Raw genomic sequence first — 19,513 nt, forward strand, 5'->3', positions numbered from 1 at the left:
TGGTGATGTTCATGGTTGTTATACAGTTTTAAAAAAATATATGACGAAAGTTAACAATGAAGAAGACTTATACATATTTACTGGAGATTATACAGATAGAGGAATAGAAAATAAAGAGACTTTAAATTATTTGTTTGATTTATCTTCTAAAAGTAACATTATATTTTTAGAGGGTAACCATGAAATACATTTAAGAAATTGGGCTAATGATATATATAGTGAGTTACCAGCAACTTTTAAGGCTACTTTACCAGAGATAGAAGGTGGACAAGTATCTAAAAAAGAAGCAAGAAAGTTTTGTAGGAAATTAAGACAATTTGCTTACTATAACTATGGAGATAAAGTGACTATGGTTACCCATGGTGGAGTTCCTAAGATAATAGAAAATACCTTGTTTATGCCTACTGTAGATATGATAAGGGGTGTTGGTAAATATGAAGATTCTTTAGCTGTTGATTTAGCTTTTGAAACAAATATGCCAAGCAATTATTATCAAATACATGGTCATAGAAACATAGAAGATTTGCCTGTAAGATGCACAAATAGATGTTTTAATCTAGAAGGTGGAGTTGAGATGGGTGGTCATCTAAGAATTGTAACTCTAGACAAAAAAGGTTTTGAAACAATTGAAATACAAAATGATGTATTTTCAGCAGGAGAGGCAATAGATGCAAATAACTTAGAGGTTGTAACACAAGAAATGATGTTTAATCTAATGCAAGACAACTCTTTAGTAGCAGAGAAGAAATCAAAAAAATATCCAATATCGGCTTTTAATTTTAAAAATGCAGTATTTAAAGGAAGACTATGGGATAGCCAGACAATTAAAGCTAGAGGGTTATTTTTTAATAATGAAACCAAAGAAATAATAATGAGAAGTTATGATAAATTCTTCAATATAAAGGAAAGAGAGAATACTAAATTACATAATTTAAAACGTTCTATGGAGTTCCCTGTGAATGAATACTTAAAATACAATGGATTCTTAGGTTTACAGAGTGTTTTTGAAGATGAGTTAATATATGCTTCCAAATCTTCATTAGAGAGTGAACATGCAAAGTGGTTCAAACAAATATTTGAAGACTCTACTACAGATGAACAAAGAGGGTATATTAAAAATTTAATAAAAGAACACAAAAGCACTTTTATATATGAAGTTATTGACCCTATTAATGATCCACATATAATCAAATATGATAAACCATTTGTAGTTCTAATAGCTGTTGTAAAGAATGAAGTAGAATTTAATCAATTATCTTATGATGATTTAATTAAAATAGGAAAGGAAACTAATCTTAAAGTAAAAGAGAGAACTTGCACAATAAATAATTGGTCAGAGCTGTATGAGAGAATAAATACAACTAATGAAGAAAACTATAAGCATAATGGATTAGAACACATAGAGGGATATGTTTATGAAGGTAAAAATAGTTTTATGACTAAGTCTAAATTGCATTATTATAAACAATGGAAATTATTAAGAGGTGTGTCTCAGACTTTTATGAAATATAATCATATATCTTATACAGGGGCTTTAAACAATCCTGAAACCAATTTATTCTATGGATGGTTAAGAAATCAACCTAAAGAAGAAATAGTTGGAAAAGATATTATAACTTTAAGAGAAATGTTTAGGGTGAAATAAGATGTTTGAAGAAGCAATGGAATGGTTAAAAACAGCACCAATTGAAGAATTAAATGAAGCTTTTGGATTCAATAAAACCAATGACATAGAAGATAAAAAAGAAGACGACTATGGAGATTGGAGTGCAGAATGTACTAATTGCGGAAAAATATTTCATGGTCTTGAAGGTGTCTTTGACGAAGAAGAAATATTCTGTCCAAAATGTGCAAAAGAAGAATGGGGATTTGGAAAGGTTAATTTGTCGGAAGTGGATATTCAAGATTTATTAAATGAACTTGAATGTAGAGGATATTGTACAAAAGAAATAAGAAATAAAGAAATTGATATTGTTGAAACTCTTGAATTAGACAAACCTACTATGGAGTTTGTAATAAGAGAGTTGAAAAATAAGGAAAGAGACTTTGATGAACTAGTAGAAACGCTTATAGAAAATGGAGAAGATATAGATTCTCTTATGTGCAAAAGAAATAGAGAACGTAGCTGTGAAGTAGCTTCTATAAGAGGTTATTTCCAAAATATGATTAACCGAGGTGGAGTTCTTCAATTTGATGAAGATGGTGATTGGAGTTTTGCAGAAAAAGAGGTGAGGTAGAAATGAGAGAGCTTAAATTATTAAAATTTATTGATGAACTTTTATTGGACACTATCTGTAATTCTATTATGGTGTGTTTCCCTGAACCAGATAATACAGAAGTATGGTGGATAATACTTGAGGATGATAATTTTAAAAATAATATGAAATTTGTTGATTTAATTGAGGAGTTTATTTCAAATAATGATATAGGAATAGAGTATTTCTTTTTCGATAAAACCCAAAAAGATAGTTTAATTAATGATTACGGTGGAGTGAACGGTACAATATTAGAAGTTGCTGAAAAAGAATAAGGAGATCTCACTATGAAAAAAGAAAAGTATGTAAAATTAAAAGATGTGCAAGAGATATTAAGTTTAATTGAAGCAAGAGATTCTTTTGAATGGTGGTCACAACCATATATAAGCTATGATAAAGAAATAAAAGACGCTATTGTATGTTTAGAGAGTAATGCGAAAGAAATAATGCTTGGAATAGACTTATGTCAAGGAGCGGTAATATGAATACATGGGAAGCAATTAAGTATTTACAAAAAGGTAATAAGATAAGAAGAAAGGTTTGGGATAAGGGGGACTATATTATGTTAGGTAGGACAGGAACAATAGTCAATAAAAATTATAACACTTGTCCAATACAATTATCAAAACTATATAGTGATTGGGAAGTTGTAAAATAAAATAATATTTTTATTCTATAAGATAGGATAATACGGAGGTTGATTATGGTAGAAGTAAGCCAAGAGGACTTTATTAAGAAGTTAAAATATGGTGATGAAAATAGAGAGTATCCAACAGAAACAACTATGGTAGTTCAGTTTGGTTGTCCTCATTGCGAGGGGTTTGAAGAACATGAATTTTTAGGTTTTAGAACAAATATAAACAAAGAAGAGGGCATGTTTTTAGAAGAAGTTTGGAAGTGTACCTGTTGTGGAAAAGTTGATGTGTTTAGGCGTAGATAGATTAAAATATTTTGAATTAAAGAATATTCAATAAAATAAATATTTCATTTAGGGAGATAAAAATGAAAGAGAATATAAAGGGGTTTTGGAATTTATTATGCCTTATAGTAAGCTGTTTAGTGTGTATAGCAGGATTCTCAGAGATAATACACCTTTTAGCTATTAAAGAATATTTATTAAGTGTATTCATAATAATGCTTGTAGTGTTCTTTTTCTGTTTAGGAGTAGATAGTTATGGAATTATAAAGAATCAGATAAAAAATCAATAATATTTATAAGGAGGAGTCTATAAAATGAATGAGAAAGAGTTTGAGGAAGTAAAGGTAATATTAGCCAATATGGTTCAAACATTAAAAATAATAGTAAAAGAAGGAAGCATTTTACCAAAATATAACGAAAGATTAAAAGAATTAACAGATAATGCTACAGATGAACAATGGGATTATATCTCAAGTTGGGATGATAAGTTTGACGAATTATTTGATAAGCTAGAAGAAATATTATAGGTAGGTAAAATAAAATGAAAAAATATCAAGAAAAGATAGAAGTGTTGCAATGTTTAGGGAATTGGAAAAGTATATTTATTGCTAATCGTTATTTTATGATAGATATTTTTATAGATAGACATGGAAAGTTATATTATTGTGTATCTGAAGTGCTTAACAATAAGCATTATCCTTATAATTTGGAAGACTATGGAAATTATAAGAATCCAAGGGAAGCAATGAGAGAGATAGAAAAAATAGTTGAACAAACTATTAGAGCAGTGAAAATAATAGAAGACGATATAAAAAATAAAGAAGTTGCTAAAAAGTTGGCAAAATTAGGAGAATAAATTAAAAAAGGAGTGAAAAAAATGGGGCTATATATTAGAAAAAGAATGACTGTAGAAGCTGATCCCTACGTTAAGGGTAAGGGAATGGAAGATGGATATATCTGTGATGTAAATTGTACAAAAGAATATAGGGAATGTTCTATCTGTGAGAATGGTTCTCCATATGTAAAAACTGAATCAGGGCATTCATTTATAACTGAAGATGATGTAATAATTTATGCTGAAAATGGGAATAAGATCGTTCAGAATAAGAATATATTTGAACTTGGGTTTGAAAAAGCAGAAGAGGACTAGCTGTTAAGATAAAAGAATTGTTTTATTATAAAGGGGGAAAAGAATTGGATATAATTGAAACTATACAAATGCAAGTAGACAATCTCGTTCAAGAAAAATATCAAAACGATGAATGTAAACCAATATTTTTAGTTAGTTTGCTTGAGAATGATAAGATATTAATTACATGTAAACATTTATCAAGTTGTCTTAGTGAAACAATATTTCCTATGGAGAAGAAAGAAACTGATGATTGGGTGTATGGATTGCAAAGTTTAGAGTGTTATATAGTAGACTTATACAATAGGACTATGTAATGAAGAATTATTAAAATATAAGGAGAAATCATGGATTACATATCATTAATTGAGAAAAACATAGTTGTAGAAGATAAGGATCAAGTTCTTAGATATAAAGAAACTGGGGAAGATTTTAAATATTATCCAAAATGGAAGTGTTTTAAGTGTGGGCAGCCTTTTTATTTATTAGAGAGTTTCAAAAAGCGTATTACAACTTGTCCTCATTGTGGTCAAAAACATAGCACTAAGATATTTAAAAATGGGAGATGCTCACAAATTATTGCACACTAGTATATTGTTTTAATTAAATAAAGGAGAGATAAATGGATAAATTAGATCGAGTTGATAGAGATACTAGATTTCTTGGATACGATGCTTCAAAATTATCTGATGATGAAAAAAGGTTTTTAGAAACATATCATTTAATGGTGGAGGAGCAAGAAGAGTTTTTAAAAAACATAGCTCCTATTAGCTATATATGCGTATTGGATGATAAAGATATAGAAGATTACAGTAATTGGCAGTAGATTGTAAGAAGTAAATAAAAAAAGTAATTTATTTATAAATTACTCGAGTTAATATTATAGCAACAATTTTTATAATATAGGTTGACATTATAGTAACAACTTAGTATAATGAATTTAGAGATTAAGATATTAAACATACGAGGTGGTCATGGGGGATTTTGAAATTGGTAAGGTAATTTTGGGGGAAGATGAACAAGGTGAGCCTCGTTATATATCAAGCTTGATTCAAGTATTAAAATTAGTGATTACAACAAAGGTCTGCTAGTTGAAGCTGCTGGAACTATATTGGAAGCAGTATGGAATTTAGGGAACATAGAGAGAATAAAACATTAGTACAGAAAGGGATAGAATGGATAAAGAGAAAAGAGTAGATTATAACAGTGTTTGGATAACTGGGGAGTTGCTTAATAAGTATGATTGGAAAGTTATAAATGAAGGCAAGGAAAATGAAATGTTAACATTTAAATACGACATACTTGTGAAAGAGGATAAAGAAAATCCAGAAAATAATGAAATAGTAACAGTTGACTTTTTTAATAGCACTTTAGACATGGAAGGTGATGTAAGGCCGCATGTTAAAAAGGCAATAAAAAGATACAAGACATATGAAACAAGGGCTGAGAATAAGGTTGGGACAATAATAACATGTATATGCAAAATGGGAAGTAATGAATATTATTCAAATGGTAAGTTACATAACTCAGTAAGACTCAAACTAAGTTGGGATGGTGTAAGTAAGCAAAAGAACATTGGGGCTAACTGGAAATCACATGTATATATAAAAGATATTATTGAAACAGAAGATAAGGTTATAGTTAAAGGCCTTGTAAATGATTATATGACTCAAAAATCAATATTAGGATATAATGTTGATCTGTTTATCATAGATGAGGAGTTACAAAAGGCTTTTTTAGATACTTTTAATATTGGGGATATTATTCCAATGGAGGGTAATGTTAATCAAGAAGTTGTAGAAGTAGATATTTCAAGCATGGATTTAGATTCTTTAGAAGTTAAAGGGATTGGATCTGCAAGAGATGCTATTATAAAGGAAAATGAAAAAAGGAAGTATATTCGTGAGAATGGATTAAATAGGGTTGTTAAATATTACAACATAACTGGGGGATATGAAGCATTAGATAGCACAGATGGGACACCTTTTACAAAATATAAGATAAAGGAAATGATAGATAAACTTAATAAAGATCTAGAGAAGTCTAAGTTAAGTGATATTGAAAAAAATGGAGTGGTTGCAGATCAAGAAGATGAAGAACTACCATTTTAATAACTAGGGGGAGTATAGTATATGAGCGAAAAAGAATTAAAAATAGATTTAAATAGCGAACTTGAAAATCTAAAAAAAGATATAGATAGAAAAGACGGATTAGATTCAATAAAAAGGGAAATAAAGCAATTAACAAAAACTATAAATGAACATAATAATGTTTTAGAAAAATTAAGCAAGTACATAGAAGAATCGAATACTGGGACATTACCAGGTATGGTGATGAGTGAAGAGAACGTTGAGATTATCAAAGCTTTAGTTGCTGCTAATGGAGAGATAGAAAGTATAGAAAAAAATAGCAAAAATCCGTTCTTTAAAAGTGATTATGCCAATTTAGATGATATCCGTACTGCATTAAGACCAATACTTCATAAGCATAATTTAACAGTGACTCAATCTATACCCGATGCAGGTAATGGAAAAATATATGTAAAAACAATGCTAATGCATATTTCTGGACAATATATTGAGTCGAATATTTTTCCCGCAGAACCTGAGAGAAGAAATATTCAAGAGTATGGATCATTAAGTACTTATTTATGCAGATATGGATTAAATAGTTTATTTGGTTTGGCTTTTGCAAAGGATGATGATGGGGATGAAGCAACAAGTGTCGTTGAAAAACTAGAAGCAAAAAAGCCAACAAAAGTTAAAAAAGGAATAGGAAGTTTATAATTAATTTGATATAAAGGGAGGTTTTTATATGGCAAGAAAATGTAAATGTAGAATATGTAAGGCCTCCCTAACTACAGATATTGCCTATAAAGTAGTGAACAACTCTAATAAAAATGAATATTACTGTAGCCAAAAAGAATATGAAGATTTTCGCAGTCAAATAGAATACAGGAATAAGTTCAGTTTGAAACTCGATGATATATTTGGAGGAGATCCAATTATAAACAATTATAAATGGATTTTATATAATCAGATAAGTGGTTATTCAAATGAAGAAATTTATAATTGCTTATTGGTCAAGGAAAAGGATATAGAATGGGCATTGTCTACTAAGTTAGTTGGGGAGAATGAGACTTCACAATTAAGATATATTTTTGGAATTTTGAAAAATAGTATAAGAGATACTTCGAAACAGCTATATATGATAAGAAATAATAATAAAAAAATAGAGCAAATAGAAAATAGTTATATGGAAGAAGATAGAGATGAAGAAATAATTGTAAATAAAGTTGAAAGAAAAGGTTTAATGAGTAAGCTTAAGGGGATTCTTTAATGGGAATAGTCGAAATAACAAAAGGCAGGACATCAACTGAAAGATTGGTAGTTAGCTGCTTAATGAAAGATTTATCTTTATTTGCAGATACAAATCTTAAAGAGGATGATTTCAAGGATAAGAAAAGTGCTTTTTATTATTCAATAGCAAATAAGATGAGTATTGGATATAGAATATTCGATGAAGTATCTATCTCTAACTTCTTAGAAAAACATCATTTACTGATGGAAAAATATGAGGAATTTGGTGGATATGAATCAGTACGAAAAGCAAAGGAAAATGTAAGTTTAGAAAATTTTAATAAGTATTATGGCGACTTGGCCAAGGCTAATCTTTTATATAAATATTATAATTTAGGGATAGATCCTACGAGAGAAATAGAATTTAAAGGAAATACCCTAACCCCCATAGAGATCTTTAAAGAAATGACTGCTAATGAAGTATATGACTTTTATCAAATGTTACTTTCTGATTCAGCTTTAAATATGGTTGGGGAAGATGTGAAGATTGAGCAATTGTATTACACAGAAGAGGACAAGCAAGAAATAGATAAGGGAGAAAATCTTGGTACTGATTTTGCAAAAATACTAAGTTGGGTTGATGAAGAGGGAAGAGAAAGATATATACTAGGGTCGAAAATACTGAATGCAGCAATGACAGGTTTAAATTCAAAGAATGGGGTTCATTTCGTAGGGGGATTTTCTGGAACAGGTAAAACAACATTTTCATTAGTATCATATGCACTAGCCTTAGTAACTAATGGTAGTAAAGTGATAATAGTTAGTAATGAACAAACAAGTAAGTATTATAAAGCAATCTTATTGTCATTCATTTGTAGAGAAGTGTTTAACTGTTTAACTATTGATAGAAATAAGATAAAAAATGGAGTTTCAGCAAAGATGAAACTATAGTTGTAGAGAAAGCGAATGAATTTCTAAAAGATCATATTTATAATAAATTAAACTTTGCAAATATAGATGAGCCAGATGTTGACAAGGTAATGAAACTAGGTAAACAATTATGTCTAGCTGAAGGTTATGACACCTTGATATATGAGACTATGAAAGTTGATGACCCTACATCGGGAACAGTAACAGGAGAGTTAGTAAGAGATAGTAGAAAACTTGATAAGTTTGGAACAAAGATGAATATGAAGATCATATGTCCAGTACAGTTGGCAACATATATGGAAGGAAAAGTCTCATATCTCACAAGTGCTTGTTTAAGTGCGAGTAAACAAATAAAAGAAGTTGCAAACTCTATTGTATTAATGAGAAAAGTACTACCAGAGGAATTAGATCCAAAAGATAAAATGTATATGAGGCCATATAAACTGATTAAGGATAAACCAACAAACAAATGGTCAAAAGAGTACTTAAAAGATTTAGATCCAAATAAAAAATATAGATATATGCAGCTAGATAAGAATAGAGAAGGTGATGATAGTCTGTCATTATTATATGAGTTTGATAATAAATCAGGATATTTTAAAGAAATTGGACAATTAGAAAGCGTATATAAGGGTCAGTTGAGTTATTGATATGGATTTAATAGAGAAAATAAAAGAAACCGATATTATCAGAATATTGGGTGAATTGGGGAGCCCTTTATTCGAGGAAGATGAAGAGAAGATGATTTTTAATACTATTGCATGTCATCCAACAACTGGAGATAGTAACAAATTATATTACTACAAATCAAATAAGAAATTCTTCTGTTATTCAAAATGTGGGTCAATGTCTTTATATGATTTAGTAATGAAATCAAGAAATTTTGATTTTACTGAATCTAAAAAGTATATTCAAAAAATACTTGGATATGGCTGTGAATTTGAACCCAAAAAAGGTTTCGGATCTGCAATTAAAAAGATACAACACACAGATGTAACAGAAGTTGAAATAGAACATCTTGAAACAGTTGATAAACCATATTTGCATACTTTATTCTCTCAAGTTGATATACCTGAATGGAATACAGAAAATATAAAATTTAATACAATGAAGAAATTTAATATACATTTTGATTCAAATAATAGGCAAATAATTATCCCACATTTTTCTTGGGATAGTGATGAAAGAACTATAGGAATTAGAGTACGTAATTTAGACCCATATAAAATTGAGCACTATGGAAAGTATAATCCTTTATGGTATAAGGGAGTTTGTTATAACCATAAAACAGGAGCGAATTTATATGGGTTTAATTTTACCAAAAATGCAATTATTAGAGATAAAAAAGCCATTTTATTTGAAGGTGAGAAGTCTGTGTTACAGATGGATAGTATCTATAGAAACAATAATTGTTCTGTGGCCGGATGTGGTAGTAACTTCAGCAGAATGCAAAAGAAAATATTACTTGATGCGGGAGTCGAAGAAATTATAATTGCTTATGATAAACAGTTTAAGCAGCACGGAGATTTAGAGTCGATAGAATGGATGAAAAAATAGTAAGGATGATACAAGATATTAAGGGTTTAGTAAAAGTAACATTAATATGGGATACGAAAGGGCTGTTAGACTATAAAGATAGTCCTATAGATAATGGTAAAAAAATATTTGAAGAATTGTTAAAAGATAGAATTTGTATTAATAATCTTCAGGCATAGTAAGAAAGGGGAGAAAAAGATGTACGTAATATTTGAAGTCATAAACAATAGATATCATCAAGTTTATCGTAATTATGAAGATAAAGAGCTTGCTTACAAAGATTTAATGATAGTAAAGGGACGTTTCCCTAATAGAGAATTTTATATTTCATTTGAAGAGTAAATAAAATTGTGAATTTATTTTAGAATAGGGGAAATAAGTGAAATAAAATTATAGGGGGAAATTATGATAAGTGAGATAAAACAAAGAATTGAATTAAAAAATGGAGATGTATTTTGGACTGGAGACATTGTAAAAATTGTTTCTGAAGAGTATGAAGGATATTCATCATACAAAAAAAACAGGATAGAATATGTCGGTAAAATTATAGACGCCGATGAGTTTGGAATCAGATTAGACGGCAGTGATAAATTCAAAGCAAGCACAGTAAGCATTCAAGCTTTAGATATGATTTCTATGGATCTATTTGAATAAAAAAGGAATAAAAGAGGTGTTTTATAGAAAAAAGATTTGCAACCATTATGTGAGTAAAGAATCTTAATTTAAGGGGGATTAAATTGGAATTAGTTAGTGGAAATGATGTTTATAATAATTTAATAACTGCTATTAATAGTAATAAAGATCGACCTAAATTATTGAAATCGATTCTGAATTATGTAGAAAGTGTAAACTCTACAACTTTTAGTAAAAGAGGGTTAACAATAGATATTTCAAAGCAGGAAACGAAGTTTAAAAAATATGAAATTAAATTAACTGAAACAGAATTTAATTTATTAAAGTTTTTTATGCAAAACGAAAATAGAATTTTAACTATAGAAGAAATTAGTGCCAATGTTTGGGGGAGTGAATACTACTCTAACACTAATGTCGTATCAGTTTATGTTAGTTATTTAAGAAATAAAATAGATAAAAAATTAGATGTTAAATTCATACACACAATTGGTAAGCGTGGATATATGTTTAAATAAATTGGAGGAGAAATTATGGGAATTTTCAATAAAATGCTAGGGAAAAGCGAAGGTTTAGATTTAAGCGGTATTAAGGTAAGAGATATGAGAGATGTAGAAATAGAAAAAAGGGTTGACCTAGTAAAGAAAACTATATCTTTACAAAAGAACCCAGTCCCAGATAAAGCGAGAGTCGCATTAGTATTAGATTACTCTGGATCTATGAGACGTTTATATAACAATGGCACAGTTCAGTCAGTTATAGAAAAAATATTACCTTTGGCCATACAATTTGATGACGATGGAGAATTAGATGTATGGTTGTTTGAAAATAACTTTAAAAGAATTAAATCTATTAATTTAAATAATTTTAATAATTACATAAAGAATGAAAGAATACTTGAGAGATATGGAATGGGTGGCACAGAATATGCTCCAGTAATGCGAGATGTCGTAAAGAAATACACTAAAGAGGAAAAAAGCGAATTACCTAACTATGTTTTATTTATTACAGATGGTGACAATTTTGATAAGCCTGAGACAGATCAGATAATGAAAGATGCATCTCATGAACCAATATTCTGGCAATTTTTAGGTTTAGGGAATAGTGAGTTCAAATATTTAGAAAAATTAGATACTATGTCAGGTAGAAAAATAGATAATGCTAATTTTTTCTCAGTAAATGATATAAATAGTTTATCCGATGAGAAATTATATGAAAAAATATTATTTGAATACCCAACATGGTGTCAAGAAGCAAAAAACACTGGGGTCATAGGTTAATTTAGGAGGATAATTATGGGTTACTGTATAGAGATGAAAAAATCTACAATAAGAATAAAAGAAGAAAATTATAAGGTTATTACAGATAGTTTAAAACATTGGGTGAAGGCAAAGTCCGATACAATGTGGATATATCCCGATGATATTTTAGATGCGGACAATATTGAAGAAGTTATGGATGCTATAAGATATCCAGTTTACACAAATGAAGGAGTTAGCTATATTGATTTCTTTGGGGGAGAGAAATTAGGTAATGATTTGGAAATATTCTCAGTGATAGCCCCATATATAGAAGATGGTATATAGAATATGTCGGAGAAGATAATGCAAACTGGAGATATATATTTAAAAATGGTACCGTAAAAGAAATTTATCCTGAAGTGATCTGGGAGGATTAATGTATGTATTTTGAGAGAAAAGATAGTGATTTTTTGAATAGTGAAGGTGGGCTTGAATATTTAGTAAATGGATCTAGGAGTTTCGCAGATGGCATTTATATCCCTTGTGACTATCATCCTTGTGGATGGGATTTTATTAGTTTTGAGAATATAGTATTAGACAAAGAAGATGAATTTTATGAAGATAATAATCCGTTAACCTATATTATAATGGCAGAAGATATTTCTAAGGGGGTTTATGATGACTATCATCCGTATGTAGGATTAACATTAAAAAGATTATTAGAGAAAATTGATTATAAATTTGAAATAGAGGGGAATTAAAAATGTGGATTTATTAGGATAGAAATATAAATCAGGGGATTTTTTAAAGAGAAAAGTATTAAAAAAATATAAGTATATATGGGAAGAGATAAAATAGTATTTTTATTTAAAAGGAGTAGATGTTTGATAGATATAAATAAGATTTACAATATGGATTGTATAGAAGGTATGAAATTAATAAAAAATAAGTCAATTGATATGATTCTATGTGATTTACCCTATGGAACCACTAAAAATAAATGGGATACTATAATCCCACTACATGATTTATGGGAGCAGTATGAAAGAATAATAAAGGATAACGGGGCAATAATTTTAACATGTAGCCAGCCTTTCACAACAATATTAAATAATAGTAATTTAAAGTTATTTAAATATGAATGGATATGGATAAAAAATAATTCAACGGGCTTCCAATTAGCAAATAAAAGACCTTTAAAAAAACATGAGAATATTAGTGTTTTTTACAAAAAACAACCTGTATTTAACCCACAAGGTTTAAAGTTATATGAAAAATTAAATAAAAGAGCTTCTATGGGTAATAATTGGGGAGAGTTGAAATCTAATCAATATATACAAAAGTATACAAATTATCCTACTCAATTATTAGAATTTTCTCATGATAAAGAAAAAATACATCCCACACAAAAACCTATATTATTGTTTGAGTATTTAATAAAAACTTACACATATGAGGGAGATGTTGTCCTAGACAATTGCATAGGGAGTGGAACTACAGCAATAGCATGTATTAATACTAATAGAAGTTATATTGGTTTTGAATTAGAAAAAAGATATTATGATCTGGCAAATCAACGTGTTAAAGATAGATTAGGAGTATTAAATAAAATATCATAAAATAACATTTTTATTTTAAGATAGCTATAAGTATTGATAATAAAGGGTTTTGGTTTTTGCGAACGAACTTTGTTTCTATCGCAGATTAATATAAAGGAAAGGTAAAAATACATATTGGGAATAACAACAAATAAAATAAATAGTTTGCTTGAGATTGACGAATTTTATTATGCCCCAATTAAACTATTTGAAATAATCTTTGATAAAGAAAAAAGAGAAATACTTTTTAAAAAATTCTTAAAGGAAGAAAAAAGAATTGATTTTGATTGGTTCGCTCAATGTTTTGAAGAAGAACATGCGGATAGAAAAACTAAAAAACAGGATTTTACACCTGGGCAAGTAACGAAATTGATTGAGCAATTAGTAGGGAATACAAATTCCACATTAGATGTTTGTGCTGGAACAGGTGGTATTGTAATACAAAAATGGTATCAGGATATGATACATGTGTCTCCATTTGAATACTACCCAAGTAATTATTTTTATCAATGTGAAGAACTATCTGATAGAGCTCTACCATTTTTACTGTTTAACCTATGTATACGTGGAATGAATGCGATTGTAATACATGGGGATTCGTTGTCAAGAGAAGTAAACAATATTTATTTTATACAAAATGATAAAAATGACTTTTTAAGGTTTAGTAGTCTAAATGTAATGCCGCGCAGCCAAGAAGTTGAACATTATTTTAATGTTAAGTCATGGAAGGGTGAGCCTATTATTCATATTGAAAGTGAATTGAGTGTTCTAGATAATTATATATAGATATAAAAACAAGTAGGTGGGGGATGAGAAAAATAGATAAAGAAAAACTATATGAACATAAAGAAAGTAAAGGTAAAAATAGAATGACTTTATATGTACATAAAGATGGAAATAAGAGACAAGTAACATTGATTGATAGTAATAAAGTTAATTGGGGCGATGTTACATTAGATAAGAAACAATCATTAACATTGGCTAATAAAATAATAAAATCTTATACAGAATTATAAAATATTATTTGACTGACTTTGATCTATAATGAAAGGAGAAATGAAGATAGAAGAAAAAATAAAATTAACACCTCCTTGTAGTTATCAAGGAGGCAAACAAAAATTAGCGAAAAAAATAGTTGATACAATATTTGAACAAAATGGAATTAATAAAGATACACAATTCTATGACTTATGTTGTGGGAGTGGAGCAATCACTCTTGAATTAATAAACAGAGGAATTGACCCAAACAATATCACTATGGTTGATAAATCAGATTATGGACACTTTTGGTTAAGTGTAGGTAATGATGAATTTAACATAGAAGAATTTGAAAATGTAATTAGCCAAGTACCAGATAAACCACTTAGAAAAAATTATCTAAAACAACTTTCTCAAGACTTTAAAAGTGAAAAAAGGGATTATCATCATTTACTATTACAAAGTGGTAGCTTTGGGGGTAAAGCATTGTGGTCAGAAAATAATAAATGGAAACATCATGGGTTTAGAGATTATTGGATGCCAACAGAAACATCTGTAAGAAGAAGTCCTTGTAACCCAACTCGACCAGATCCAGAAGTGATGTTAGAGAGAGTAAAAAATATAATAAAATATTGTAGTGGTAAGGTAAAATGTTTCAATCAAGATGTAATTGAGTTTTTAAAAAATGTACAGATAGATAATAATTCTATAGTTTATATAGATCCTCCCTATATTGGGACAACAGGATATAATACCGACTTAGATGCTATAGAAGCTGTAAACTTAATTAATAAGGATATTCCCATATATGTGTCAGAGTGTAATATATTGTCGAACAAATATGTGCATATAACAAAAGGTAAATCAAAAGGGAATATTACAGGAGTTGTTAAAAATAAGAGAAAAGATGATTTATTAAATATCTTTAATTAAGTTAAATAAAATGTGGATTTCATTTAGTAGCTAAAGAGGAGAAGATATGGGAAATTATATTAAAAATAAAGTAACAATGAGTGGGAGAAATAATAGAGTAAATGTAAATGGGGTTGAAATAGATATCCCGAATGGTTCAAGTGTTTCGATTCAAAATGGTACAGTATACATTGATGGAAAAAAATATGAGAATGAAGAATTAAAAGATAAGCAAGTTGTTAATTTGATAGTTAATGGGAACCCACAAAATGTAAGTGCTACAAATGTAGAAGTAAATGGAACTGTTAAACAAAGTATAGATGCTAGTGGGAATGTAACTGTATATGGTGATATGGAAGCTAGTATAGATGCAATGGGTAATGTCACTATTAATGGAAAACACACAGGTAAAATTGATGCTATGGGCAATGTAACAGCTGGATAAATGGAGGAAATTAAAGTATGTGTAGATTTTGTGATGCTTTATTTAACAGTAAGATTAATTCAATTTCAGTTGAGCCTAGAAGCCGAGGAAGACTAGATAATATTTGTTATGAGTATTGCCCTTATGCTACTATTGCACAAAATGGTAATGGAATTGAGTGCGGAGGACAATGTTTAGAATCCTTTTGGATAGAGGGATATGTAAATAATGATAGTAAATATTTTATTCTTAACTATATGCACAAGGTAAATAATTTAAATATTGAAGTTTTTTCAAATAGTATCCCTATTATGTATTGTTTCATATGTGGTAAGAAATTGAGTGAAGACAATTTAGATGATTTAGATAGTCATAAATTTACTTACATAGATTTACATGAAGATTAATTAAAATAATGGATTTAATAAAGAAGGAGAAAATATATGAAACCAGAGACTATTTTTCAATTTGAAAATGAGCAAAAAACTGAAAGAATAACAATAGATGTAATTGATGAAAAGTTCTATATAGAGATAGATGAAAGCGATTGGGATATAACTGGAGCAATATGTTTAAATGAAGAACAAATATTAAAGTTAGCAAATTCTATTTTAATACATAGTCTTTCAAAATGTTTAGGAGTAAGGGGAAGGTAATAAGAAATAAAGGGGGTAGAATATGAAAGTATTGGCAGTAGATATTGCTTTAGGTTCAGGGACAAAGAATCAAGATATCATCACATTAATAGGTGCTGACGGATTGTATATAAAAGAGCTTATACAATTAGATGTTGATATGTCATATGAAATATGGGCTGAAGAGCTCAAAAAATTTATTGATTTAGTTAAGTATGACAAGATAATAATCAGCAAGGTGGGAATAGGTATTTCACTAGCGACTGAATTAGAGAAGATTTTAGATAAAAATGAATTAATAGTAGTAGGTTATGAACCGCCTTTAGATAGACATAAATCTATACTTAATTTAAGAGACAGTGGAATCTTAGAACAATTAGACATAAATTTAAAATTAGCACCGCCTCGTAAATTAAGTAATGGAAGAACATGTGTCGAACTTGATGATGAATATTATTATAATAAAAGAAAATCTGTAGGAATAATTAGGTCTTTAAAATTAATAAATGATTTTTATGTTCAAAATAATTATTAGAAATATTAAATAAATGACAGAATTTATTATGGTGGAGGTATTATGAAAGATTTGTATGATTATAGTTTTAAATATAATTACAAGAAACAGGATAAAGTAACTTACAATAAAAAGATATTCAAAAGATGTCCTTTTAAAGTAAATGAAGTCAAACAAATCAACAAAACAAAGGATGATTTTATAGGGTTAGAAGGTATAAAGCTCTGGTGGAATTGGTGGGAATTAGTACCTAAAAACAGATTTAAAAAGATTGTGTATTGCGTTAAATTTTATCACTGGTATTATACAAGATACAAAAGAATTTAGAGAGTACATCAATAGATAAAGGGGGGAAAAAATATGTATTACTTGTGGGATATTCACGCAGAGGCGAGAGAAGAAGAATACAAGTTTTATATAACAGCAAGAACAAAACACGAGGTAATAGAATACTTAGAAGATAATGAATATATATACGAACACAATATAACACATATAAAAAGGGTTAATGAAGTGATAAAAATAGATAGATACTAGGGAATATAATATGAAAGGTTTAGAGGCTTTATCATATTAAAATAAGGAATAATTATGTTTTAAGTTGACATTATAGTAACAACAAAGTATAATAAATATAAAGAATGAAATAATCTTTTTATTTGAAATAAATTAACAGGGGGATTTATGAGAGTTATTAATTTAATAGGTGAAATAAATGATGGACTTACAAAAACTATTTTAGAAGAAGTATTTAAAATAGAGCAAGAAGATAAAAAAATTATTGAAGCAAATGAAAAGCTAGCGGATAAGAAAGATTATAAAGAATTAGAAGATCTAACAATAAATATAACATCAGTAGGTGGATTGGTATATGGTGTAAATGCGATATATGATGCCTTATCAAAATTAAAATGTAAGGTTATTACAAGAGGTTTTGGGTTATGTGCTTCAGGTGGTTTTTGGTTAATGTTAGCAGGAGATGAACGATATGCTGGTAAAAATACTAACTTTTTATACCATACAATGAGTTATGGTTATTATGGAAAATTAAAAGAATGTTTAGACTACGCTTCTTATCAAAATCAAGTACAAGAAAGACTTGATAAAATTATTTTAGAAAAAACAAAAATAACACAAAAACTACTTGAAGAACATAGAAAAGAAGACTGGTGGTTAAATTTCGAAGAAGCTTTTGATTTAGATATAATTCAAGGAGAGATTAAATAAGAGGTGATAAATATGGGTTCTAGTTATGACAATATGAATAAGATAGATGAAGCATTTGCTGAAGCTAATAATGCTATTTATTTTGATGATTCATCAGATTACTGTAGCGCTTTATTTAAGGTGTGTAGAATTCTAAAGCCTGAATTAAATGAAGAAATTGGGAATCAATATATAGGCGAGGATTAATAAAATGAGAATAGGAATTACAGGAGATACACATGGGGATTTAAACTTTCAACAAATATATAAAGCTAGAAAGGAAGGTATCACAGATTTATTTATCTGTGGAGACTTTGGTTATATATGGGATGGAAGTTTGAAAGAACAGAAACAAATAAATTATATGAGTAAGATTAGTATTAATATTTATTTCATTGATGGGAACCATGATAATCATGAAATCTTAAATAGTCTTCCAGTGTCTACAATGTTCGGGGGAAAGGTTCACAAGATTAGAAACAATATTATACATCTAATGAGGGGTAAAGTTTACACCATAAATAATAAAAAATTCTTTGCATTTGGTGGAGCTAATTCTACAGACAAAGAATGGAGAGTAGAAAGTAAATCATGGTGGAAGGAAGAGTGTCCGTCAGCAGAAGAAATGGAGTACGCTAGGGAGAATCTTAAAAAACATAATAACAAAGTGGATTATATATTAACTCATACTTCCTATCCAGTTGCATTAGATTATGTTGGAGGAGATACAAGAATTGATAAAGTTGCAGATTTCTTAAATGAGATTAAACAGACTGTAGATTTTACATATTGGTTTTTCGGACATATGCACATTAATTATAATATTTTGGATTTAAGGACTAGATGTTTATACAAAGATGTAATCGAATTGTATTAAAAGGAGGGAAATGATAATGGATACCAACTATAACATTGAGAGAGAGCGATATTTAGAGGTTATTGGTTATGAAGAAGATAAGGAATATGATGTTTACTTAGATTATTTCAAACAGAATGGCAAATTTTATTCATCTGGCGAGTATAAAACTAAAGCTATATGGATGCATGACTTAGCAGATGAAATTAAAGAACTTAAAGCAAAAAGTAAGTTACCTGATGTAACAGGAACTGACTTTATAATCTATGTAAATGCTATCAAGCATTCCAAATGGATTTCCACTAATTGATTAAATGATGTTTTAATGTAGAAAAGGAGAAAGTAGAAATGTTGAATTTTATAAAAGCTATGCTAAAGGCAAAGGTACGACTTAAACATGAAACGGTAGGAATTAGAATTTTTAATAGTGTATCAACAGAGTTGGGGTACA

General features: G+C 28.8%; 40 protein-coding genes. All 40 read left to right on the forward strand.

Annotation, left to right across the window (positions count from 1 at the left end; all coding sequences use genetic code 11):
- A partial coding sequence (locus T473_RS0114035; RefSeq protein WP_024622461.1) for an RNA ligase occupies window positions 1-1,645 on the forward strand: 1,645 nt, incomplete at its 5' end.
- 1 nt (window position 1,646) lies between these two features.
- Window positions 1,647-2,237, forward strand: a complete 591-nt coding sequence (locus T473_RS0114040) for a zinc ribbon domain-containing protein (RefSeq protein ID WP_024622427.1) — start codon at window positions 1,647-1,649, stop codon at window positions 2,235-2,237.
- 2 nt (window positions 2,238-2,239) lie between these two features.
- Entirely contained in the window at window positions 2,240-2,530 is a 291-nt protein-coding gene (locus T473_RS0114045; RefSeq protein ID WP_024622462.1) for a hypothetical protein, read from the forward strand.
- 12 nt (window positions 2,531-2,542) lie between these two features.
- Entirely contained in the window at window positions 2,543-2,740 is a 198-nt protein-coding gene (locus T473_RS0114050; RefSeq protein ID WP_024622463.1) for a hypothetical protein, read from the forward strand.
- Window positions 2,737-2,913: a Thoeris anti-defense Tad2 family protein gene (locus T473_RS18620; RefSeq protein WP_161627574.1), complete on the forward strand. Its 177-nt coding sequence runs from the start codon at window positions 2,737-2,739 to the stop codon at window positions 2,911-2,913. The genes T473_RS0114050 and T473_RS18620 overlap by 4 nt, the downstream gene beginning before the upstream one ends.
- 45 nt (window positions 2,914-2,958) lie before the next feature.
- The gene (locus tag T473_RS0114060; RefSeq protein WP_024622464.1) at window positions 2,959-3,195 is read left to right on the forward strand and encodes a hypothetical protein; all 237 of its coding nucleotides are present in this window, start codon (window positions 2,959-2,961) and stop codon (window positions 3,193-3,195) included.
- A gap of 62 nt (window positions 3,196-3,257) precedes the next feature.
- The gene (locus T473_RS0114065; protein WP_024622465.1) at window positions 3,258-3,464 is read left to right on the forward strand and encodes a hypothetical protein; all 207 of its coding nucleotides are present in this window, start codon (window positions 3,258-3,260) and stop codon (window positions 3,462-3,464) included.
- A 24-nt stretch (window positions 3,465-3,488) separates the two neighbouring features.
- Window positions 3,489-3,701: a hypothetical protein gene (locus T473_RS0114070; RefSeq protein WP_024622466.1), complete on the forward strand. Its 213-nt coding sequence runs from the start codon at window positions 3,489-3,491 to the stop codon at window positions 3,699-3,701.
- Between the two features lie 14 nt (window positions 3,702-3,715).
- A complete protein-coding gene (locus T473_RS0114075) occupies window positions 3,716-4,030 on the forward strand; it encodes a hypothetical protein (protein WP_024622467.1) in 315 nt (104 codons plus the stop codon).
- A gap of 21 nt (window positions 4,031-4,051) precedes the next feature.
- Window positions 4,052-4,324: a hypothetical protein gene (locus tag T473_RS0114080; protein ID WP_024622468.1), complete on the forward strand. Its 273-nt coding sequence runs from the start codon at window positions 4,052-4,054 to the stop codon at window positions 4,322-4,324.
- Between the two features lie 44 nt (window positions 4,325-4,368).
- On the forward strand, window positions 4,369-4,620 hold the full coding sequence (locus tag T473_RS0114085; RefSeq protein WP_024622469.1) for a hypothetical protein: 252 nt from the start codon (window positions 4,369-4,371) through the stop codon (window positions 4,618-4,620).
- Window positions 4,621-4,650: 30 nt separating this feature from the next.
- The gene (locus T473_RS0114090) at window positions 4,651-4,893 is read left to right on the forward strand and encodes an FmdB family zinc ribbon protein (protein WP_024622470.1); all 243 of its coding nucleotides are present in this window, start codon (window positions 4,651-4,653) and stop codon (window positions 4,891-4,893) included.
- A gap of 32 nt (window positions 4,894-4,925) precedes the next feature.
- Window positions 4,926-5,129 carry a hypothetical protein gene (locus T473_RS0114095; protein ID WP_024622471.1) on the forward strand — a complete coding sequence of 68 codons (204 nt, stop codon included), beginning with the start codon at window positions 4,926-4,928 and terminating at the stop codon, window positions 5,127-5,129.
- A gap of 349 nt (window positions 5,130-5,478) precedes the next feature.
- Complete coding sequence (locus T473_RS0114105) at window positions 5,479-6,414, forward strand: hypothetical protein (protein WP_024622472.1); 936 nt, start codon at window positions 5,479-5,481, stop codon at window positions 6,412-6,414.
- Between the two features lie 21 nt (window positions 6,415-6,435).
- Entirely contained in the window at window positions 6,436-7,089 is a 654-nt protein-coding gene (locus T473_RS17445) for an ERF family protein (RefSeq protein ID WP_051365936.1), read from the forward strand.
- 28 nt (window positions 7,090-7,117) lie between these two features.
- Entirely contained in the window at window positions 7,118-7,642 is a 525-nt protein-coding gene (locus tag T473_RS0114115) for a hypothetical protein (RefSeq protein WP_024622474.1), read from the forward strand.
- The gene (locus T473_RS0114120; RefSeq protein ID WP_024622475.1) at window positions 7,642-8,553 is read left to right on the forward strand and encodes a hypothetical protein; all 912 of its coding nucleotides are present in this window, start codon (window positions 7,642-7,644) and stop codon (window positions 8,551-8,553) included. The genes T473_RS0114115 and T473_RS0114120 overlap by 1 nt, the downstream gene beginning before the upstream one ends.
- A gap of 89 nt (window positions 8,554-8,642) precedes the next feature.
- On the forward strand, window positions 8,643-9,182 hold the full coding sequence (locus T473_RS0114125; protein WP_152522319.1) for a hypothetical protein: 540 nt from the start codon (window positions 8,643-8,645) through the stop codon (window positions 9,180-9,182).
- 1 nt (window position 9,183) lies between these two features.
- Window positions 9,184-10,089, forward strand: a complete 906-nt coding sequence (locus tag T473_RS0114130) for a hypothetical protein (RefSeq protein ID WP_024622477.1) — start codon at window positions 9,184-9,186, stop codon at window positions 10,087-10,089.
- Window positions 10,074-10,247, forward strand: a complete 174-nt coding sequence (locus T473_RS18625) for a hypothetical protein (protein WP_161627575.1) — start codon at window positions 10,074-10,076, stop codon at window positions 10,245-10,247. Before T473_RS0114130 ends, T473_RS18625 begins: the two co-directional genes overlap by 16 nt.
- Before the next feature lie 19 nt (window positions 10,248-10,266).
- Window positions 10,267-10,410 carry a hypothetical protein gene (locus T473_RS18630; protein WP_161627576.1) on the forward strand — a complete coding sequence of 48 codons (144 nt, stop codon included), beginning with the start codon at window positions 10,267-10,269 and terminating at the stop codon, window positions 10,408-10,410.
- Window positions 10,411-10,473: 63 nt separating this feature from the next.
- On the forward strand, window positions 10,474-10,722 hold the full coding sequence (locus tag T473_RS0114145; protein WP_024622478.1) for a hypothetical protein: 249 nt from the start codon (window positions 10,474-10,476) through the stop codon (window positions 10,720-10,722).
- An 83-nt stretch (window positions 10,723-10,805) separates the two neighbouring features.
- Complete coding sequence (locus T473_RS0114150; protein ID WP_024622479.1) at window positions 10,806-11,216, forward strand: winged helix-turn-helix domain-containing protein; 411 nt, start codon at window positions 10,806-10,808, stop codon at window positions 11,214-11,216.
- Window positions 11,217-11,231: 15 nt separating this feature from the next.
- The gene (locus T473_RS0114155) at window positions 11,232-11,978 is read left to right on the forward strand and encodes a vWA domain-containing protein (RefSeq protein WP_024622480.1); all 747 of its coding nucleotides are present in this window, start codon (window positions 11,232-11,234) and stop codon (window positions 11,976-11,978) included.
- 15 nt (window positions 11,979-11,993) lie between these two features.
- Window positions 11,994-12,284, forward strand: coding sequence for a hypothetical protein (locus T473_RS0114160; RefSeq protein ID WP_024622481.1), 291 nt, complete (start codon window positions 11,994-11,996; stop codon window positions 12,282-12,284).
- Window positions 12,285-12,379: 95 nt separating this feature from the next.
- On the forward strand, window positions 12,380-12,700 hold the full coding sequence (locus tag T473_RS0114165; protein ID WP_024622482.1) for a hypothetical protein: 321 nt from the start codon (window positions 12,380-12,382) through the stop codon (window positions 12,698-12,700).
- 168 nt (window positions 12,701-12,868) lie between these two features.
- Window positions 12,869-13,558, forward strand: coding sequence for a DNA-methyltransferase (locus T473_RS0114170; RefSeq protein WP_200865903.1), 690 nt, complete (start codon window positions 12,869-12,871; stop codon window positions 13,556-13,558).
- Between the two features lie 114 nt (window positions 13,559-13,672).
- A complete protein-coding gene (locus T473_RS0114175) occupies window positions 13,673-14,323 on the forward strand; it encodes an N-6 DNA methylase (RefSeq protein WP_024622484.1) in 651 nt (216 codons plus the stop codon).
- 23 nt (window positions 14,324-14,346) lie between these two features.
- Window positions 14,347-14,553, forward strand: a complete 207-nt coding sequence (locus T473_RS0114180; RefSeq protein ID WP_024622485.1) for a hypothetical protein — start codon at window positions 14,347-14,349, stop codon at window positions 14,551-14,553.
- Window positions 14,554-14,593: 40 nt separating this feature from the next.
- Complete coding sequence (locus T473_RS0114185; RefSeq protein WP_024622486.1) at window positions 14,594-15,448, forward strand: DNA adenine methylase; 855 nt, start codon at window positions 14,594-14,596, stop codon at window positions 15,446-15,448.
- Between the two features lie 46 nt (window positions 15,449-15,494).
- Window positions 15,495-15,872: a bactofilin family protein gene (locus tag T473_RS0114190; protein WP_024622487.1), complete on the forward strand. Its 378-nt coding sequence runs from the start codon at window positions 15,495-15,497 to the stop codon at window positions 15,870-15,872.
- Between the two features lie 17 nt (window positions 15,873-15,889).
- Window positions 15,890-16,258, forward strand: a complete 369-nt coding sequence (locus T473_RS0114195) for a hypothetical protein (RefSeq protein WP_024622488.1) — start codon at window positions 15,890-15,892, stop codon at window positions 16,256-16,258.
- A 36-nt stretch (window positions 16,259-16,294) separates the two neighbouring features.
- Entirely contained in the window at window positions 16,295-16,507 is a 213-nt protein-coding gene (locus T473_RS0114200; protein ID WP_024622489.1) for a hypothetical protein, read from the forward strand.
- Between the two features lie 22 nt (window positions 16,508-16,529).
- A complete protein-coding gene (locus T473_RS0114205) occupies window positions 16,530-17,021 on the forward strand; it encodes a hypothetical protein (RefSeq protein WP_024622490.1) in 492 nt (163 codons plus the stop codon).
- Between the two features lie 42 nt (window positions 17,022-17,063).
- Window positions 17,064-17,327, forward strand: a complete 264-nt coding sequence (locus T473_RS0114210) for a hypothetical protein (protein ID WP_024622491.1) — start codon at window positions 17,064-17,066, stop codon at window positions 17,325-17,327.
- A 33-nt stretch (window positions 17,328-17,360) separates the two neighbouring features.
- Window positions 17,361-17,537 carry a hypothetical protein gene (locus tag T473_RS18635; protein WP_161627577.1) on the forward strand — a complete coding sequence of 59 codons (177 nt, stop codon included), beginning with the start codon at window positions 17,361-17,363 and terminating at the stop codon, window positions 17,535-17,537.
- 147 nt (window positions 17,538-17,684) lie between these two features.
- On the forward strand, window positions 17,685-18,227 hold the full coding sequence (locus T473_RS17450; protein WP_024622492.1) for an ATP-dependent Clp protease proteolytic subunit: 543 nt from the start codon (window positions 17,685-17,687) through the stop codon (window positions 18,225-18,227).
- Window positions 18,228-18,239: 12 nt separating this feature from the next.
- The gene (locus T473_RS18640; RefSeq protein ID WP_161627578.1) at window positions 18,240-18,413 is read left to right on the forward strand and encodes a hypothetical protein; all 174 of its coding nucleotides are present in this window, start codon (window positions 18,240-18,242) and stop codon (window positions 18,411-18,413) included.
- Between the two features lie 4 nt (window positions 18,414-18,417).
- Window positions 18,418-19,083 (forward strand): metallophosphoesterase family protein, encoded by a 666-nt coding sequence (locus tag T473_RS0114230; protein WP_024622493.1) that lies wholly within the window; start codon window positions 18,418-18,420, stop codon window positions 19,081-19,083.
- Window positions 19,084-19,099: 16 nt separating this feature from the next.
- Window positions 19,100-19,372, forward strand: coding sequence for a hypothetical protein (locus tag T473_RS0114235; RefSeq protein WP_024622494.1), 273 nt, complete (start codon window positions 19,100-19,102; stop codon window positions 19,370-19,372).
- Window positions 19,373-19,513 lie beyond the last annotated feature (141 nt).

The organism is Clostridioides mangenotii TR, from assembly GCF_000498755.1.
In the GTDB taxonomy this organism is placed as follows: Bacteria; Bacillota; Clostridia; order Peptostreptococcales; family Peptostreptococcaceae; genus Metaclostridioides; species Metaclostridioides mangenotii_A.

Bases quoted from the DNA above. Each gene is read 5' to 3' on its own strand.
- T473_RS0114040 (WP_024622427.1), top strand. From the start codon at position 1,647: ATGTTTGAAGAAGCAATGGAATGGTTAAAAACAGCACCAATTGAAGAA.
- T473_RS0114045 (WP_024622462.1), top strand. From the start codon at position 2,240: ATGAGAGAGCTTAAATTATTAAAATTTATTGATGAACTTTTATTGGAC.
- T473_RS0114050 (WP_024622463.1), top strand. From the start codon at position 2,543: ATGAAAAAAGAAAAGTATGTAAAATTAAAAGATGTGCAAGAGATATTA.
- T473_RS18620 (WP_161627574.1), top strand. From the start codon at position 2,737: ATGAATACATGGGAAGCAATTAAGTATTTACAAAAAGGTAATAAGATA.
- T473_RS0114060 (WP_024622464.1), top strand. From the start codon at position 2,959: ATGGTAGAAGTAAGCCAAGAGGACTTTATTAAGAAGTTAAAATATGGT.
- T473_RS0114065 (WP_024622465.1), top strand. From the start codon at position 3,258: ATGAAAGAGAATATAAAGGGGTTTTGGAATTTATTATGCCTTATAGTA.
- T473_RS0114070 (WP_024622466.1), top strand. From the start codon at position 3,489: ATGAATGAGAAAGAGTTTGAGGAAGTAAAGGTAATATTAGCCAATATG.
- T473_RS0114075 (WP_024622467.1), top strand. From the start codon at position 3,716: ATGAAAAAATATCAAGAAAAGATAGAAGTGTTGCAATGTTTAGGGAAT.
- T473_RS0114080 (WP_024622468.1), top strand. From the start codon at position 4,052: ATGGGGCTATATATTAGAAAAAGAATGACTGTAGAAGCTGATCCCTAC.
- T473_RS0114090 (WP_024622470.1), top strand. From the start codon at position 4,651: ATGGATTACATATCATTAATTGAGAAAAACATAGTTGTAGAAGATAAG.
- T473_RS0114095 (WP_024622471.1), top strand. From the start codon at position 4,926: ATGGATAAATTAGATCGAGTTGATAGAGATACTAGATTTCTTGGATAC.
- T473_RS0114105 (WP_024622472.1), top strand. From the start codon at position 5,479: ATGGATAAAGAGAAAAGAGTAGATTATAACAGTGTTTGGATAACTGGG.
- T473_RS17445 (WP_051365936.1), top strand. From the start codon at position 6,436: ATGAGCGAAAAAGAATTAAAAATAGATTTAAATAGCGAACTTGAAAAT.
- T473_RS0114115 (WP_024622474.1), top strand. From the start codon at position 7,118: ATGGCAAGAAAATGTAAATGTAGAATATGTAAGGCCTCCCTAACTACA.
- T473_RS0114120 (WP_024622475.1), top strand. From the start codon at position 7,642: ATGGGAATAGTCGAAATAACAAAAGGCAGGACATCAACTGAAAGATTG.
- T473_RS0114125 (WP_152522319.1), top strand. From the start codon at position 8,643: ATGAAACTAGGTAAACAATTATGTCTAGCTGAAGGTTATGACACCTTG.
- T473_RS0114130 (WP_024622477.1), top strand. From the start codon at position 9,184: ATGGATTTAATAGAGAAAATAAAAGAAACCGATATTATCAGAATATTG.
- T473_RS18625 (WP_161627575.1), top strand. From the start codon at position 10,074: ATGGATGAAAAAATAGTAAGGATGATACAAGATATTAAGGGTTTAGTA.
- T473_RS18630 (WP_161627576.1), top strand. From the start codon at position 10,267: ATGTACGTAATATTTGAAGTCATAAACAATAGATATCATCAAGTTTAT.
- T473_RS0114145 (WP_024622478.1), top strand. From the start codon at position 10,474: ATGATAAGTGAGATAAAACAAAGAATTGAATTAAAAAATGGAGATGTA.
- T473_RS0114155 (WP_024622480.1), top strand. From the start codon at position 11,232: ATGGGAATTTTCAATAAAATGCTAGGGAAAAGCGAAGGTTTAGATTTA.
- T473_RS0114160 (WP_024622481.1), top strand. From the start codon at position 11,994: ATGGGTTACTGTATAGAGATGAAAAAATCTACAATAAGAATAAAAGAA.
- T473_RS0114165 (WP_024622482.1), top strand. From the start codon at position 12,380: ATGTATTTTGAGAGAAAAGATAGTGATTTTTTGAATAGTGAAGGTGGG.
- T473_RS0114170 (WP_200865903.1), top strand. From the start codon at position 12,869: ATGAAATTAATAAAAAATAAGTCAATTGATATGATTCTATGTGATTTA.
- T473_RS0114180 (WP_024622485.1), top strand. From the start codon at position 14,347: ATGAGAAAAATAGATAAAGAAAAACTATATGAACATAAAGAAAGTAAA.
- T473_RS0114185 (WP_024622486.1), top strand. From the start codon at position 14,594: ATGAAGATAGAAGAAAAAATAAAATTAACACCTCCTTGTAGTTATCAA.
- T473_RS0114190 (WP_024622487.1), top strand. From the start codon at position 15,495: ATGGGAAATTATATTAAAAATAAAGTAACAATGAGTGGGAGAAATAAT.
- T473_RS0114195 (WP_024622488.1), top strand. From the start codon at position 15,890: ATGTGTAGATTTTGTGATGCTTTATTTAACAGTAAGATTAATTCAATT.
- T473_RS0114200 (WP_024622489.1), top strand. From the start codon at position 16,295: ATGAAACCAGAGACTATTTTTCAATTTGAAAATGAGCAAAAAACTGAA.
- T473_RS0114205 (WP_024622490.1), top strand. From the start codon at position 16,530: ATGAAAGTATTGGCAGTAGATATTGCTTTAGGTTCAGGGACAAAGAAT.
- T473_RS0114210 (WP_024622491.1), top strand. From the start codon at position 17,064: ATGAAAGATTTGTATGATTATAGTTTTAAATATAATTACAAGAAACAG.
- T473_RS18635 (WP_161627577.1), top strand. From the start codon at position 17,361: ATGTATTACTTGTGGGATATTCACGCAGAGGCGAGAGAAGAAGAATAC.
- T473_RS17450 (WP_024622492.1), top strand. From the start codon at position 17,685: ATGAGAGTTATTAATTTAATAGGTGAAATAAATGATGGACTTACAAAA.
- T473_RS18640 (WP_161627578.1), top strand. From the start codon at position 18,240: ATGGGTTCTAGTTATGACAATATGAATAAGATAGATGAAGCATTTGCT.
- T473_RS0114230 (WP_024622493.1), top strand. From the start codon at position 18,418: ATGAGAATAGGAATTACAGGAGATACACATGGGGATTTAAACTTTCAA.
- T473_RS0114235 (WP_024622494.1), top strand. From the start codon at position 19,100: ATGGATACCAACTATAACATTGAGAGAGAGCGATATTTAGAGGTTATT.